This is a genomic window from Kistimonas scapharcae, from assembly GCF_039540975.1.
Taxonomy (GTDB): Bacteria; Pseudomonadota; Gammaproteobacteria; order Pseudomonadales; family Endozoicomonadaceae; genus Kistimonas; species Kistimonas scapharcae.
Window position 1 is genome coordinate 1 of the sequence record NZ_BAABFL010000417.1, and the last position, 17,299, is coordinate 17,299.

Annotated in this window: 10 protein-coding genes; 6 read left to right on the top strand and 4 right to left on the bottom strand. The window is 52.6% G+C overall.

Annotated elements, in window-relative coordinates; genetic code table 11:
* The first annotated feature begins 246 nt into the window (after positions 1–246).
* From ABD892_RS16230 to ABD892_RS16255, 6 genes are all read left to right on the top strand, one after another.
* Positions 247–1,593, top strand: a complete 1,347-nt coding sequence (locus ABD892_RS16230; protein ID WP_345196961.1) for a DUF1329 domain-containing protein — start codon at positions 247–249, stop codon at positions 1,591–1,593.
* Positions 1,594–1,716: 123 nt separating this feature from the next.
* Positions 1,717–3,939 carry a LemA family protein gene (locus ABD892_RS16235; RefSeq protein WP_345196963.1) on the top strand — a complete coding sequence of 741 codons (2,223 nt, stop codon included), beginning with the start codon at positions 1,717–1,719 and terminating at the stop codon, positions 3,937–3,939.
* Between the two features lie 340 nt (positions 3,940–4,279).
* Complete coding sequence (locus ABD892_RS16240) at positions 4,280–4,852, top strand: adenylyltransferase/cytidyltransferase family protein (RefSeq protein ID WP_345196964.1); 573 nt, start codon at positions 4,280–4,282, stop codon at positions 4,850–4,852.
* Entirely contained in the window at positions 4,806–5,486 is a 681-nt protein-coding gene (locus tag ABD892_RS16245) for an NUDIX domain-containing protein (RefSeq protein ID WP_345196965.1), read from the top strand. The genes ABD892_RS16240 and ABD892_RS16245 overlap by 47 nt, the downstream gene beginning before the upstream one ends.
* On the top strand, positions 5,483–6,094 hold the full coding sequence (locus ABD892_RS16250) for a hypothetical protein (RefSeq protein WP_345196967.1): 612 nt from the start codon (positions 5,483–5,485) through the stop codon (positions 6,092–6,094). The genes ABD892_RS16245 and ABD892_RS16250 overlap by 4 nt, the downstream gene beginning before the upstream one ends.
* Before the next feature lie 111 nt (positions 6,095–6,205).
* A complete protein-coding gene (locus tag ABD892_RS16255) occupies positions 6,206–6,544 on the top strand; it encodes a hypothetical protein (RefSeq protein ID WP_345196968.1) in 339 nt (112 codons plus the stop codon).
* Here ABD892_RS16255 and ABD892_RS16260 read toward each other — a convergent pair.
* The 4 genes from ABD892_RS16260 to ABD892_RS16275 form a co-directional block, all read right to left on the bottom strand.
* Positions 6,516–7,940, bottom strand: coding sequence for a TolC family outer membrane protein (locus tag ABD892_RS16260; protein ID WP_345196970.1), 1,425 nt, complete (start codon positions 7,938–7,940; stop codon positions 6,516–6,518). The genes ABD892_RS16255 and ABD892_RS16260 overlap by 29 nt on opposite strands.
* Positions 7,941–8,042: 102 nt before the next feature.
* A complete protein-coding gene (locus tag ABD892_RS16265) occupies positions 8,043–13,319 on the bottom strand; it encodes a hypothetical protein (protein ID WP_345196971.1) in 5,277 nt (1,758 codons plus the stop codon).
* Between the two features lie 132 nt (positions 13,320–13,451).
* Positions 13,452–14,852 (bottom strand): HlyD family type I secretion periplasmic adaptor subunit, encoded by a 1,401-nt coding sequence (locus ABD892_RS16270; protein WP_345196972.1) that lies wholly within the window; start codon positions 14,850–14,852, stop codon positions 13,452–13,454.
* The gene (locus ABD892_RS16275) at positions 14,849–17,035 is read right to left on the bottom strand and encodes a type I secretion system permease/ATPase (protein ID WP_345196973.1); all 2,187 of its coding nucleotides are present in this window, start codon (positions 17,033–17,035) and stop codon (positions 14,849–14,851) included. The genes ABD892_RS16270 and ABD892_RS16275 overlap by 4 nt, the downstream gene beginning before the upstream one ends.
* Positions 17,036–17,299: the final 264 nt, after the last annotated feature.

Below are 17,299 nucleotides of genomic sequence, written 5' to 3' on the forward strand. Positions count from 1 at the left end.
CAGGCGGTAATGGGAACATGGGGATGAGCTTAGGCGGCAGAACGTGAAATCGCCTTATGTACCGGTTTTTGAGTACTTACCAAAACACCTTAGCCACACGCTATCAATGCGCCCTGACAACAAAATAACACGGGCATTTTTGGCTCTGCCGCGGTAAATTAACGCCGTTTTACAGTGTCCAATACAATAAAAAGTTTCTTACAGGAAAAAGCAGTACAACAGGTTGTACCTGGAGGATAACCAATAATGAAAACACTGCCGCTGATGCTGTGTGGATTGCTCATCATGGGGGGAGCAAACGCCGCAGTTGACAACAAGACTGCGCAACAACTGGATCAGAACCTTACGCCTGTCGGGGCAGAACGGGCCGGTAATGCATCTGGTACTATCCCGGAATGGACTGGCGGTATCACCACACCACCACCGGGCTATATAGCTGGGGAACATCATCCGGATCCTTACCTGGACGACCAACCTCTCTACGAGATTACCCGGGACAACCTCACCACTTATAAAAATCTTCTCAGTGCTGGCAGCATCGCACTGTTAAACCAGTACCCAGATTACCGCATACAGGTTTATCCAACACGCCGCTCTGCATCATTGCCATATCGCATCTACCAAGACACTCGTGCTAACGCCACCAGCGCTGAACTCACCTACCGGGGAAATGGCATCCAAGGGGCAGCCAGTGGCATTCCCTTCCCCATTCCTAAGGATGGTCTGGAAGCCATCTGGAACCATATTCTCCGCTACCGTGGAGAAACCCTGGATGCCACCACGAACCGTACCGTCGTAAATCCCAACGGCAGTCACAGTCTGGTAAAAATCAACAAACAGGTATATTTCGTTTATGGTCGTGAAGGGAATACAGCAGACGATATTGACAACAAACTCTTCTATTACAAACATCAGGTAACAGCACCCGCCAGTCTTGCCGGTACCGCGTTACTGGTGAATGAGCCCTTGGACCAGATTGCCTCAGTCCGTAAGGCCTGGCAGTACATACCAGGCCAACGTCGTGTTCGCCGCCTGCCAAAGCTGGCCTATAACGATCTGATGCCAGATACGAGTGGTATGCTGACAGCTGATACCGCAGACATGTTCAACGGCGCCCCCGATCGCTACGAATGGACGCTGGAGGGTAAACGTGAAATGCTGGTGCCTTATAACAGCTATAAGGTTCACGGTAATGATCTTCAATACAGTGACATCCTCACTCCACACACCCTGAATCCTGAACTACTGCGTTATGAGCGACACAGGGTATGGGTTGTCGATGCCAAACTGCGCACAGGGTACAAACACGCCTATGCCAAGCGCCGCTTCTATATCGACGAGGATAGCTGGCAGATCCTGATGGTTGACCTGTATGACACGAATGACAAACTGATTCGTTACCAGGAAGCACATCCAGTCAATTATTACGAAGTACCACTGATGCTGAGTACACTTGAGGTAATCTATGACCTTGAAGGACAGCGCTATTTCGTCGATGGACTGAGTAACCAGGAATCAGAATATAACTTTTCTGCAACAGCCAGCCCTCGAGACTTTACTGCTAGCGCATTACGGAGGGAGAATAGAAAGTAAGCTCTCCTGAAGATTCCCCAAGAGCCATTGCTATTCCTGCTATGGCTCTTGTAGTCTTTTCTATCATTAGGGAAGAACTTCTGAATTTTCGCTGATTATAAGAACGACAGGGAGAGTCTGTCAGTGCTGCATAAATACCGCCATATTCTGGCTAAATTAGCCGCATTGCTGCTGGCTCCGATTCTCCTTCTCGCAGGTCACTTCCTGAACAATAAAGGGCTGGATGAACTGCAGGCCCTACGTCAGATAGAACGTATCCCCCCTGCAGACATCGGCGCATTAATGCCCGGCGCCGTCAATATCTATGGTCCGGCAGCATCGCTTGGTCGAACCGTAACGAGCCCCTATACCAAAACACCGACGCTTTATTATCGCTACCTGCATGAAATCGAAAAGCGGGATAGTGATGGCGATACTTACTGGGATACCGTTGAAGATTACAGTGACACTGTCAATTTTGAGATCACTGATTCGACGGGGTCAATCACTGCCAATACTGAAAGTTATAAAAGCCTGATCCACTGGTCTGTCGAAGAAAGCTTTCAGACTGTGAAAGGTGATCACCGCTATACCGAGTGGCGAATTGATCCCGACAAATACCTGTTTGTTCTCGGTTATATCAAAGCGGATCAACAGAAACATTCACTCACCTTTCCAGACAACAAGAATTTTCGCCCCATTATTTCCACCTATGATCAGGATTATGAACAGCAGGAGCTGGGAACCTACGGCATTCTCTATCTATGGGGCGGAATAGCCCTGCTGGGCTTCGGTATATTCTGTATCGCGTTTCTGATCAATCTGCACAGGGTGTGGATTTATCTGCTGATTGTCATGCTGACGCTGTCCACCTATCTCGCCCAGATCAGTTTAAGTATGCTCAAGCAGGACATGGTCGATGCCAGCCAGCGCCTACAAGAGCAGGAAACCTACGCTGAACACTATCTCGCTCAGGCAAGCCCGGATGTCGCGCGCTCAATCCGAATCAACCTGACAGCCACCTGGCTACAGGCTCAGGAACAATCTCAGAGAGTTCCCGAAAAGCTGCTGGCACCACTCTGGGGCATCACGATCACAGCACCGGACATAAACGTTTCAGCCGAAGAACAGGCAAAAGCAGAAAAACTGGTCGCAGAGTTACCCAGCACCCAACTGCGCAGTGGATTGCTGGCCATGGCGGCTATCCTTGCTTTCATACTGGGATCACTGTTTGCCTGGGGTGGTATTCGTTTCATCAAACACAAGCGCATCATAGAAAATATTGCCACACAGAAGACAGCCGGTGTTGTCCCGGGGATTACGGAAGTCAAAGGCACTGTTGTCCTGGATAAAGAGGAGGCGCTGCAGGGACCGCTCACGAGCTGTGACTGTGTCTGGTATGACTACCGGGTCGAAGAGCTAAGAAGTTCCGGCAAAAACAGCAGCTGGGTCACCATAGAGCACGATACCGATGAAGTCATCTTTGCCTGCAAGGATGAAACCGGTGAACTACGCATCAACCCGAAGTCTGCAGAAGTGCTGACCGACCACCGTCATGTTCGACGCACCCGACGCATAGTCGCCAATGATCTGCGCTACACCGAACTCAGCCTGCGCGTGGGTGACCCACTGTTTGCCATTGGCGAGGCCGTTGTCGACCGGGAACGCTGTGACCATGTACGAATGCAGAAAAAAGGCAAACAATGGCCTTTCATCATTTCCAACCGCAGCGAAGAAGAAGTGATGATGAACCGTGGTCGCTGGGGACTGTTCTGGATGAACTTCGGATTTTCAGGGCTGATGTATAGCACCCTGTTAATGTTTGCCCAGGCCGGCAGTTTTTCTCCGCTGGATATTTTGATGTCCGCTCTGGTCGCGCCGCTGTACATGTTCCTGTTCATGATTGCGCTGCATTACAACGATCTGGTTTTCCTCCAACAGCGTGTCGATCGTAACTACGCCAACATCCAGACAGCATTGAAAAAGCGCAAGGACCTGATGCCAAACCTCGAGAAACTGGCCAAGGCCCTGATGAAACACGAAGCCGACCTGATGGAGAAAGTCACCGCTCTGCGCACACAGCATATGAACGCCATGAAAAACAGTCAGGCGATCATGGGATTCCTCGGACAGGAGCACCAACTGTTTGGCCAGGTCAAAGTGGTCTGTGAAAAATATCCCCAGCTGAAAAGCAATAAATCCATCAAACAACTGATGACCATCATCCGGAACCTGGAGGATGAGATTGAACTGCTGCGCTCAGGCTATCTGAATGCCATCAATCTCTACAACACCCGCGTGGACAGTTTCCCCGATATGTTTCTGGCCAGAACCGCCGGTTTTGACAAAAAACAGAGAATTTTCTGAAGACTCAGATGAGGTTAATGTTCATGGGAAAAGAGGAGAGAAAAAAAAGCCTGGCGCCCAATAAAGAGGGGGGAGGAGGGAGAGACGCCAGGACAGTATTCCAACCAAAAGTCAGGAAGTAATGAAAAAGTGAGGCCAATAATACGCCTTCTCCCGAAGGACTAAATCAGTAGTTATACCCCTCACGCTAACAACGACTACCTAAACAACCACGCAACAAACCCAGCCACCCATCAACCCTGCGAACACAGACATGTTGTAGACCGTCGACAGTGCTTCCAGAACCCATTTTCAGTTACACTTTCTGCACCTTTCCCCTAGCCAGAAGATAATTGTTCGCATGACTGACATTGGCGTATTCGGTTCTGTGTTTGATCCCCCGACACTCGGGCACCTGGATGTCCTTGAGCAGGCGGCCGGACACTTTGATCATATCATTCTGGTACCCAGCGCCGCCCATGCCTTCAGCAAACAACCACTGCCGTTTGAGCAGCGACTGGCCCTGCTCCGGTGTTTTGCGAAACCTATTGCGCTGCCCGGTTGTACGCTGGAAGTCAGCGAGATAGAGAACGCGTTACTGAATCAACAGCCAGAGAAACCGGTGTATACCTTTGACGTGCTGGTCGCACTGGAAGTCACGCATCCTGACGCCAACCTCAGTTTCATTCGCGGCCCCGACAATGCTGCACCGGAAACATGGCAGCGTTTCTACCGTTATGCTGAGATTGAGGCTCGCTGGGCATTATTCACGGCGAATGAACGTGTGACAGCGCGCAGCTCACAGGTTCGACAGTTGCTGCAGGAAATGGCTCCGGATGACAGCAACGGTCTCCACGAGCTTGATTTGCTGGTGACGCCGGAAGTCCGTGATCAGATTCTGGTGCACGGGTTGTATCGCACCTCCCGTCAATGATGCACCGCTTTGGATTAATGACATGACCAATACCCAACCACCACATGATGTGGTTATCAACAAGGAGGAAACCCTGTTTAAGGGTTTCTTCAGCGCTGTCCGTTACCATCTCAAACATACCCTGTTTCAAGGCGGCTGGAGCAAACCATTGGCACGGGAAGTCTTTATCAGGACACCCGCTGCCGGCGTACTGCTTTACGACCCGGCAAGAGACGAAGTCATACTGGTTGAACAATTCCGGGTTGGTGCGTTTGCTGCAGGCGAACCGGCGTGGATGCTGGAAGTTGTGGCGGGTATCCTGGACGCCGGTGAAACACCCGAAGCCGTCGCCCGCCGTGAAGCCATCGAAGAAGCCGGCAGTGACATCAGCACTCTGCTGCCCATAACGGACTACTTCTCCACACCCGGAGCCTGCAGTGAACGCATCTGGCTCTACTGTGGTCTGACAGACAGCAGTAACGCCGGTGGCATTCACGGATTGGACACCGAAGGGGAAGATATTCGTGTCCATGTGCTGCCAGCCACCGAAGCCTTTGCCAAAATGGCCAGGGGTGAAACCAACAACGCGGCCACATTGATAGCATTGCAGTGGCTGCAGCTGAACCGCCAATCGCTCAGGGAACAGTACGCATGAATTGTCTGATCCACTCATTCAAACACACCAGAATTCAGACAACGCTGGCGTTACTTTTGGCTGTGTTTTTGTCCGGCTGCAGCAGCAATCCCTACCGGGCAGGTTACCCCGTAGATCACCAGTGGACAGTCTTGCCGGTAGCCGCTCCCAGCGAAGAGGCCAGTATTCAGGTTGAACTCCTGCTGACCCGCACGCTCACGGAGCACGGTGTCACGAACCCTCACCATCCGCCACAGAGCTGGGTTGATGACCAGACCAAAGTACTCAGAGATGCCCACAAACTGAAGAATGCCAGCCAATGGGCTCGTCAACATGGCATACCGTTGGGCCTGACCGGTGTTGTGGATAACTGGTCGCAGGATGCCGCAAACCGCCCACAGGTTACTATCACCTTGAAATTATTGGATATTTCCTCAGGCAATACGCTGTGGACAACGACCGGCAGCAGTGAAGGCCAGCCCGGCGCCCCTATCAGCGATGTCGCCCAAACGCTGATAACCACCTTGCTCGATTCACTCCCGATGGCTCAGGCATCCCAGGCTAGCAACAGCTGGTTCAGTCTCCCGTCATGGACAACCCTGTCCGGTGAACGAGTCCCATTCCAGTAATTAGTCAGGATTCTTGAACTAAGCTTTAAGAATGAATTCTTGACGTAAGGGCTTTTGTGCAAAACCGTTTTAATTGCAGATTGTTCTTACCGTCACATGGAGGAGGCAGCCATGCTTTACGCTCTCAGGGACGAGACTGGCGCGATTGTCGCGCTATCAGAAAAGCCGCTTAATGATCAGTGGCAACAGGTGAATCCAAAGGATCCTGCACTGAAAGCCTTTCTTGAGAAGAAAATGGAGTTCGGCAAGCTGGTGATGGAAACATCTGATCTCGATTTCATCCGGGTACTGGAAGACCTGATTGAGTTGATGATTGAGAAAAATATGATCAGCTTTACGGATTTCCCGGCCGCCGCCCAGGAAAAGCTCCTGACCCGCCGTGGCTACCGAGAAAAGATGCGTGGCAAGGATAGCGTCAGCCTTATAGGTCAGGAAGAAGATCTGTTGTAAAGTCGATCCAGTCACGAACTTCCTCTTCGCTGGAGCGATCCCGGCCTGCCACATAATCCAGACGTTCGCGCATGGTGTGGGGCAGGCTGATATTCAAGGTTTCAAGCAACTTGCCCGTATTCTTCAGAATGCGGAACCGTGAATATAACTCATCATGCACCACCGCGATAAAATCCTGCTGAGCCTGAAACAGTTCATTTTCCGTATCCAGCAGATCCAGCAGTGACCGCTTGCCCAGCCTGAACTGCTGTTGATATTCCCTGGCCACTTCACGGCTGGCTTCCACATGCTCTTTCAGGTAATTCATACGACCCGCCATATAGACATAACCATCCCACGCGAGACGCACTTCTTTCATCACTTCCCGAAACTGCAGATCCCGTACGGCACGCGACTCTTCGACCTGGTAAAACGCTTCACGCTTCAGAGCACTGTTAGCGCCACCACTGTAGAGACTGTATGAGAGGTTTACCATGACGCCAAGATCATCCGTCTTACCATCTGTGGCATCAATATCAGAGTTGGTGTCATTCCAGGTTTTATCGAGTTCCAGATTCACCGTCGGCCAGCGATAACTCTCACTGGACTTGGCACGCGCCTCCATCGCCAGTACCTCAGCGCCTGCGGCCCGGATAGCCGGATTGTGCTGACCCGCCACAGACATGGCATCTTCCAGCGTCATTGGTAACAGGGAGGTGTCCAGCTGAGGCATCACCAGGCTTTTAGGCTTGATATTCGCGATACTGAAAAATTCACTGCGTGCGTTGGAAATACCATTGATGGCATTCACCAGGTTGGCGCTGGCCCGGGCACGGCGGCTGCGAATCTGTTCCAGGTCGGAGTTACGGGCCAGACCACTGCCGGTTTTCTGGAAGGTCTGGTCATAGATTTCATCATGAACCGCCAGGTTTTCCCTCGCCAGCTCCACCAGCTGCTGTGCCCGAAGCACCTTGAGGTAAACTTCAGCGACTCTTAACGCGACACTCTGAGCGGTTTCACGCAGCAGAATGGAACGGTAGTCATTCATGTGCCGGGCACTTTGCACCCGGTACTTGGTTTTATACCCGTCAAACAGTTTTTGTTGCAGTGAAAAACCGGTTTCAAAGATCTTGTCGTCGCTATCCTCATCCGTGGAACCCAGATCATATTCCCGCTTTTTCAATCCATAGGACGCATCAAGATCAATCTTGGGTAAAAATCCGGCACGTTCTACCGCAATCTGTTCCTTACCCGCACGGAAACGGTTAAGGCCGATCAGCACTTCCGGGTTGGTTTCAATGGTATGGGCAATCGCTTCCTGCAACGTCACCGCCTGTGCAGAACCGGCACCCAGAAGCAGGCCGGCGACCACGCCTGACAATAATCCCCTTCCCCGGTTTGCAGCGATTCTGTTCATGTCGTCCCTGACCATCGTGAAACACTTAGTAATAAGCTATCGGTTAGCTATCACAATAAGTTTAGTCGAGCGGTGAAATTTCACCGCCGACCTGTCGAAGACTCAGGGCGCATCACCAATGACAATGTTGCCGTTGGCAATCAGGTTATTGAGGATTTCCACATTGGTGGTACCAAAGTTCAGCAGATTGATGTTTTCGAGCACCACTTCATGGCCGAAATCATTTCCACCGTTGTTATTGAATTTAATGACCGACTGATTATCGCCCGCATCAATCGCGCCATTACCGTTGGTATCAATAATTTCGATATCGAAATACTCAGTCAGGTTGTTGACCGCATCCGCATCCATGACCTGGAACCAGAGGGTTTCTGATGCGCCACCAGGGCTGGTTGATGCGGGATTGGCAACAAGATTCGAGGGAAGGTCAACATTATTCACACCGGCAACATCAATCTCACCCAGCGCCTGTGCGGTGGCAACTGACAGTTCCACTTTCTCAGTTGCAGCCGTATGGGTGATAGTGATTTCACCGCCGGTTTCAGTGACGGTCAGGCCAAGCGTCGCGGCATCTGCTGCGGTCTGTATCGCTGTCGCCAAAGCTGCTGCATCCGCCGGAGGCGTGCTTCCGATATCCAGCTGTGTCGTAGTCGCACCCACTTTGACAGCAATGGTATCGGTAATACCATCCACAAAGTTACTGCCGATGTAGGCCGTTGCATCCCTGATGATCGCATCATTGCCTACATGCTCCACATTCGCCAACGCTGTTGCAGCGGAACCACTGGCAGCAATCACAATACTACCGCCAGTCCCTTTGTTATCACTGGCAACCCGGACCGTCGTACCGCTTACCACTGAGGCAGTGGCTCCCAGCCCCGTTAACGCCGTATTGAGATCATTCATAAAGGTGGTGGCATCGGTATAACTGTCCGCTGCCAAGGCGATATTTTGATCTGTGCCATCAATGGTTATGACAAAATCGGTTGTGCCGCTGGTATCCAGTACATTGACGCCATCAAAAATAAAATTGAAGTCCTGGGAAGCAGGAACCAACGCCACTACCGGAGAAATTGTGATTTTCGCTGATGCCGTTACGTTGTTACTGACCACCGTCACTGTCGTAGTATCGGCAGAAACAATGGCTGTGGCACCAAGGCCTGCAGTTGTTAATGCACTATTCAGATCTGCAGCAAATGTTGTCGAATCGTTATAACTTCCAGCCCCCAGCATCGCCTGTGTAATGGTGTAATCTGTGCCATCAATATTGATGACAAACCCACCACTGGCATCGAGATCCGTCGCGCCATCAAAGGTCCAGCCAAAGGCCTGGGAAGCGGGTAATGTGGCAGCACCGGGATTAGCCAGCCGATTACCCCCAATCACAAAATCCGTAATGGTGGTACGGGATAGATTGCCGGAATTAAAAATATACGTGTCACTCCCACCACCACCAGTCACGCGATCGAGCCCCCCGCCAGTATTGATCAGGTCATCACCGGATGTCGTATTCACAGGGTTGGGGTTAGCGCCATCGTTTGTGGTGTCATCATCAATGATTTCATCCCCGTTGGTACCAGTGACCATATTCACCGGTGACACCGTGACCAGGATGTTTTCTGCATAAGCGGCCAGCTGCCCGTTGGGCGCAGGGTTTACCGTATATTCACCCACCTGTCCCTCGGCATTACTGTCCTGGGCAATCGCCAGCAGAGGATTCAGCAGGTCTGTGGTTCGATCCGTCGCCCCTTCATTGGCGCCGGCCACGATGGTCAACACCATGTTGTCCGTACTCGCCGCTGGCGGTGTCATACGCAACGAGGAAAGATCCCACGGCTGGTCATCGGGTCCTGTGCCATTCACCAGTTCCAGATAATCGGTTGAACCCGGGTACGTATCTGATCCGGTGAACGTGGCCGAGTTCCCCTTTCCATCCCAGACAGTGGCACCATTGGCCAGACCATAGATAATCACCGCCTGTTCTTCAGAGCCATCCATATCATCAAAGAACGTGGTTCTACCCGCGGTTAGCAGACTGGGAATGACAACCGGAATATCTGCGCCGGTATAGATATCGTTCGCCGTAGCAACCATCCGCACGTTATCCAGCTGATAGGCATCCGTCACCGCGCCAGCCCCGGTATTGTTCACCGTAAACAGCAGCTGGGACACACCAAAACTGCCTTCCACATACGGCATCACTACCCGGATGGCATTGCTGACTCCGGCTGTAATCGTGCCGCCATTACCATCGGAGCCGCCAACCGCCAGCGTAATACTGAGATTTGGGTCTCCAAACCAGCCAATGGTCAAGGTTTCACCGGCAGCATTGGGTGTGTAATCAAAGTTCAGGACATATTTCTGTGCAGTCGTTGCAACCGGCACATTCTTGGCAATGAATCCCCCGGGATTAATCGTCACGACACCGGCTGCAACGGATGCATTTTCCCCGGACCAGTTATCAAGCGAATCCGCGCCGGTACCATCAATGAAATCGCTGTTTTCAACAATAGCCGTCAGTGAGACTGCATTGTTTTCCGGGTCATCCACCAGGGCGGTGACATTGATCGTATAGGTATGGGTCTGCTCCGAATAGCCGGTACCATCATGCACCTTGAAGGTAAAACTGGCATACGGGTTAGCACCTATATTGGCTTCATGGGCATCCGGTGCAAAGCGCAGCAGACCCTGCTCGATCTCGGTACGGCTGATCTGCTGGCCGGGAATCACCGACACCTGTGATGTCCCATAATCCATGTATAACAAGCCTTCATCAGGCAGGGTTTCAATCAGGATATGGTCAATCCGATCACCATCCACATCGGTGAACAGGAAGTCCGGTTCACTCACAGTGATCGTGTTGATGCTTTCCGAGTTATCCATCAGCTGATAGGTAAAGCCGGGATACACCGTGCCACTGTCATCGGCGGTATAGCGCAAACGCAGGTCGTTGGTGTCGTCCACATCATCCCTGTGAATCAACATGCCCAACGTGACATCTGTTTCCGTGTCATTGACTGTGTCATACAGGAACAAACGGCCATTGGCAGGCAACGAGGTGATGCGCATGAACTCCTGCGTCACCCCGTTGATATCAACAAAATCCAGTTCTGTGGTTGTGTAGGTAATCGTCTCCGAGTTCGAGGGTAGAGTAGTGATTGTTGGCAGGTACAACTGATCGTCCAGCAGCCTGAACTTAAAATCGCTGGTGTAGGCCGTATGCCCTGCCGGTTCATAGCGGAACTGGTTGTTATCGATAAGCGTCTTACTGATGGCCTGACCGGCAATAATGTTTTCCTGGTGAGTCCCATATTCGATGTAGAGCCGCCCCGTTGTCGGCAGCTCTGTCACCAGTAACGTGTCCTGACCGGTGCCAAAAGTGAAACCGTTGAGAATCACGGTATCTGACGGCGTGAATATCAACGCCTGATCCTCGAACATAGCCTGGGTCTTGTCAGCCGATTCTGGCAGGTCATTGACCGGAATGACCGTTACCGTAGTTGTCACCGGGGTACTGAACGATTTGTCGATCAGTGTGATATGGATATTCCGGTCAGTATTATCAAAGCTGCCAGCATCCGCATTGCTGGCATAGAGGATCGACTCCAGTGCTGTCTGGAACTGCTCCGGTGTCGACCCGGTCAGCGATGTCAGCGTCATGATATAGGTGTCAGCGTCATAGGTAGCCGTAATGTCATTCGGCAGCGTGATACCTGCAGGGAATTCCAGCACATCGTCCGTCATGCCATTCAGGATCTCGACCGTTGCACTGAACTGCAGGCCATCGGTCAGATCTGTCACCGCCGTGCCGCCGGGTACCACAACAACGGACTGGTTGATCAGCGGCGTCAAGGTCAGATCCGGTGGGGAAAAGGGGGTGAATGTCGCTGCAGACGCAGTCTCATCGGTCACAACAATAGAAACCGTCCTGGCGGTTGTATCGGGTGCATCACTGGTATTGGTGTAATGCAGGGTTTGTAATGCCGTTTCAAAATCATCCAGAGAGGCGCCAGCGGCCGCTGATAAAACAAACGTTCCAACACCGGTAATCGCATCAAAAAAGTAAGTGCCCGCAACAATACCTGTCGGGAGCGTCCCGATGCTTTGTAATTGGTCCTCTGCCCTGGCGTTGAGAATTTGGATCACCGCTGACGTCAGTAAGGTATCGTCGAGATCAGTAATCTGAATGTCGTTATCAACCAACGCTACGGCGGCACTGTCGATATCCGCTGGCGTCCCGGTGGCATCATCCGCCTCGATAAAATTGACGCTGAAACCATCACCAGGTAACGCCAGTGACAGATCCAATACTGAGAAATCATTCTCTTCCGTCAGGGTAACCGTCGTGACCGCTTCCTCGCTGCTCTGGCTGCGGGAATCAGTTACCACCACAGCGATCTCAACATCGCGGCTGGTATCTGCACCTGGTACCGGATTTTCATTGGTATTGCTAAAGCGGATCTGTTTCAACGCCTCTTCATAGTCCGAGGCCACCGCACTGCCACTCAGGGTCACCTGTGTACCACCGCTGTTCAGTACGGCGGTGATCCCTGATGGCAGGCCTCCGGTATTCACCGTTAGCTGGTCACCCGTCAACGGCGTCCGGATCGTCACAGTGGCGCCGGACATCAACTCATCAACACCTGCAGTGGGATAATCATCCACTTCAAGCACCCAATTGCTGGCAGCACTGACACTTTCATCCGCATCCCCTTCCGTGAAGGCCACCGCGTAATCACGATTCACACCATTGGTAACGTCCAGGTAAACCAGTGGCGCTACTCCAAGAACCGGAGGTGGCACAACAACCGGCGGCGCAGGCTGATCTTTGTAGAGATCAAAATAGAGTGGGCTTGTCAGCAGGTTTTCCTGCTCATCTCCTGCACTGATACCGGTCAGACCGCTGTAATCCGCCAGCCTGGGATGAGGCACACTGGGTGAAACCTGCTCACGAAACTGATCCATACCTAAGCGCACAGCATCCAGATGTAGATCATCCTCCTCTTCCCACCATTCACGAAACGGGTTCTCCGCGACAGGTTCTTTTACAGGCTGCTTAGCCACAGGCTTGGCAGAATGCGGTGTAGCAGGCTGCCACACCGGGGCGGGTTCGGTTCCCGAGGCATCAGGCTCAGGCATTTTGTCATCAGGTAGGACTGCACTGAACAGACTGTTGCTCTGGAGTTCAACGATCTCTCCATCCATCAGCTTGATTCTGGCCAGACTTTCCGGCCCCGTTCGAACCATATCTCCAGGGTAAATACGATCACCTGGCACCAGTGGCAGGATGTCCCCATCCTTACCCAGCATGTTCAGCTCACCGACCACCGTCATGATGATGCCGGAAAAACCGGCCTTGGATTCGATCTGCCTGGCCATCGTTCACCCCGATCCCTGAAGCATGGCTTTGCCTGATCCCCTATGCATTGCATAGTAATGCGGGCTCAGGACCCATTGATGCGTATTGCAATAGAGATCGACGGAGGCGATAAAAGCTGAACAGTGTCCGGCTCAGCGTTCGGTGAGTGCGTTGGCCTTGGCTCTGAGCACAGGCTTGAGAAGATAGTCGAGCACGGTTTTCTTGCCCGTGATGATATCCACGCTGGCTACCATGCCGGGAATAATGTGCAAGGGTTTTTCTGCGGTTCCCAGCCAGTTACGATCGGTGCGGATGCGAACCAGATAAAAACTCTCTCCCTTCTCATTGATAATCGTATCCGCGCTGATGTGATCGACTTTTCCCTGGAGACCGCCGTAGATGGCAAAGTCATACGCTGTCAGCTTGACCACCGCATTCAGTCCCATCCTCAGAAAGGCGATGTCCTTGGGAGCAATCATGGTTTCAACCAGCAGATGATCCTGCAACGGAACAATCTCCACCAGATCCATGCCCGGCTGCACGACACCGCCAATCGTATTCACATGGATTTTTTTGATGACACCCTTGACCGGTGATTTGACCTGGCGCCGGGTCACCTGGTCACGCAGGGATTTCCGGGATTCTGTCATACGTGCCAACCGGATCTCGTTCTCTCGCAATGTTTCGCGGGCCTGCGCCTGAAAATCCAGCAACACATCCCGTTCGCGCGCCCGGTTTTCCTCCAGCGTTGAGGTCAGCCTCGGCATATCCAACTCGGCATTGCGCAGCTCGGCCAACAGATCATTCACCTTCTGTTCCAGCTGGATCAGTTCCACTTCGGAGATCACGCCTTTTTCGGCCATCGGGCGAGTCAACTCCAGCTCCTTGCGACTGAGTTCGTAGCTTCTCTGAAGGTGAGCGCGACGGCTTCGCAGGGCGCGCAACGCCTGTTCCTGTTGCTCCGTCTGCTCCTTAACAATGGTCAAGTTGGTTTCCAGGCTCTGCCGACGGCTACGATAAAGCGCCTGCTCACGATCCCTGGAAGCCGGAAAGCGATCCAGCGCACGGGGGAAGATGAGCGTTCGCTGCTCTGCTTCTGCCCGTAATCTCGCGATCGTTGCCAGAATACTGTAATACTCCACTTCTGCTTCCTGCAGGGAAGATGAAAAGCGAATTTCATCGAGATGCATCAAGGTCTGGCCCACTTCAACCTGATCCCCTTCTGACACATAGATCACATCCAGTATGCCCCCCTCCAGGTTCTGTACCACCTGCAACCGTGAAGAAGGAACCACCTTGCCATTGCCACGGGTAATTTCATCAAGTTGCGCCCACCCCATCCAGATGAGCACAGAGAGCACGGCGACCAATCCTACCCACAGCAATGCGCGTGCTCCCATTGGCGCATCCTGGAGCTGAGCCGCGCGGATATCCGCCATAAACTGCAGGTCTGCAGAATCCCGACGCACCTTGGGCTTTCGAACGTTTCCTGTATTGTGTTTTGGAACCGGCTTGCGAGATTTTTTAGCCGGTCGTGCAGGAGTTTTCATCATGACCGGATCTCCTGCGCTGCCGGTGGCACAGAGGCCGCCAAAGACTGCAGCACCTGCTGTTTCGGCCCATCAGCGATAACTTTGCCATGATCCAGCACAATCAAGCGGTCGACCAGCTCCAACATCGTTCCTTTATGCGTGACCATAATGAGCGTCTTACTCTGGAGGTATTGCTTGAGTCTCTGCCTGACCAGGTATTCACTGGTATTGTCCAGCGTGGTGCAGGGTTCATCCAGCAGCAGGATCGGGGGATCAGTAATCAACGCCCGCGCCAACGCGACACACTGACGCTGCCCGCCGGACAGGTTGGCGCCCCGCTCACCGACCGGCATCTCCAACCCTTCCGGGTGGTGCCGGACGAAATCCATCACCCCGGCAATTTCAGCCGCTCCCAGTAGCGCTGCATCTTCTACGAATCCGGCGCCCATGGTGATGTTGTCCCGAACACTGCCATAAAACAGACTGCTGTCCTGCAGCAACGTACCGATGTTACGGCGGAGATCGGACGGATCAATCTGGCGGCTGTCCAGGCCATCAAACCGTACTGCGCCGGATGCCGATTGATATAACCCCAGCAACAGGCGGTTCAGCGTCGTCTTGCCAGAACCACTTCGACCAATAATGCCGACCTTCTCTCCCGGACGGATAGAGAAGCTGACATCATCCAGCGCTTTTCCCTGCTGTTTTGGATACTGGAATGACACATGGGTAAACGCGATCTGTCCCTGCAGACGCTCCCTGTGGACAAACTGTTTTTCCTCTGATTTTTCAAGTGGTTGCTGCATGACATTATTCAGTTCCGTCAGCGCAGCACGCGCCTGGTTGTAGCGGGTCGAGAGTGAGGCGATTTGCGCCATGGGCGTCAGGCAGCGGCCAGCCAGCATCACAGAGGCAATCAGCCCGCCCATGCTTAACTCACCTTTCATAATCAAGTACACGCCAGCCACAATCAGCGCCACCGTCACCAACTGCTGGACAAATCCCACCACCACACCGGTTGAAGCCGTCAGCAGTTTGCTGTGGGCACTCCAGCGGGCAATATGACCGACACATTTTTCCCACCGCCCCTGCAGTTCTCCCTCGGCCCGCGCCGCCCGAATGGATTCAAGCCCTGAAAGACTCTCGATCAACATGGCGTTCTTCTGGCCTGATGCCCGAACCGTGTTGTCAATCGTTTTGGCCAACGGCCGTTGAATAATCAGGCCATAGAGGGCAATCAGCGCCATGCCCGTCAGTGGGACGATAATCAGCGGGCCGCCAATGAAGCCCATCACCATCAACAACAGCAGCGCAAAAGGTAGATCCACCAGTGCCGTCACCGTCGATGACGTAATAAATTCACGAATACTTTCAAAGTCCTGTAATTTACGGGCAAAGGCACCAACCGATTGAGGTCGGTTGGCCATCGTCATTCCCATGACGCGGGAAAAGATGCGAGATGACAGAATGATGTCTGACTTTTTACCAGCCAGATCAATAAAGTGACTTCGCAACAACTTGAGCACCGTATCGAAGCAGAACACCGCGAGCGCACCAATAGCGAGCACCCAGAGCGTATCAATCGCATTATTCGGCACGACACGGTCATAGACATTCATCACAAACAGCGGACTGACCACAGCAAACAGATTGATCAGTGCTGACGCCAGCAGCACGTCCCGGTAAATCCGCCAGGAACGCGACAAAGTGCCCCAGAACCAGTGCCGTGAACGAACCGCCAGATTCGCCTCAGCCCGCTCGTCATAGCGGTATTGTTCACGGATAAAAAACGCATGCCCGGCATATTCATGCTCAAGCTGCACAAAGGTGACATCACGGGTTCCCTCTCCCGATTCCGGCAGGATAATCCGTGCTTTCTTACAACCACGATCAATCGCCGTCATCACACAGGCACGACCATCTTTGAGTAACAGGACAACAGGAGTCACCAGGGGAGAGATGTCATGAAGGCGTGTCTTGAGCAGTCGTGCGGAAAACCCCGCTCGCTCAGCAGCACGGATGAAGAGCGAACAATTCAAACAATGCTTTTCTATTGGCAGGCCCTGCCGAAGCACTTCCGCACTCCGGGGTTGGCCCAACAACCGGGTGATAATAACGAGGCAATCAAGCAATGGATCGAGTCGAGTCGCTCCCTCACCGGGAATGGTTGGAGAATGGCGCTGTTTCGTTGTCGCACTGTCCATGTGAGTGACATCCTGTCAATCTCAGATCACTGAGGCTAAACACGCTATACATGATTAGCCTGTACTCTCCAAAAAGATTAGACCGAAAGGTGCCAGCTGTTCAGGAATTAGGTTATGTCCTTCGTTGTGACTGTGTTGTGAGTCCCCATAACATAACCATATCGTCAGCACGCATTCAGCAATTTATCCTTAAATCCCGCTTAACCTTGGGAATGTGAGCAAGCTGGCCGTACTTTTGGCAACAGAGTACAGTTTTTGCACAAA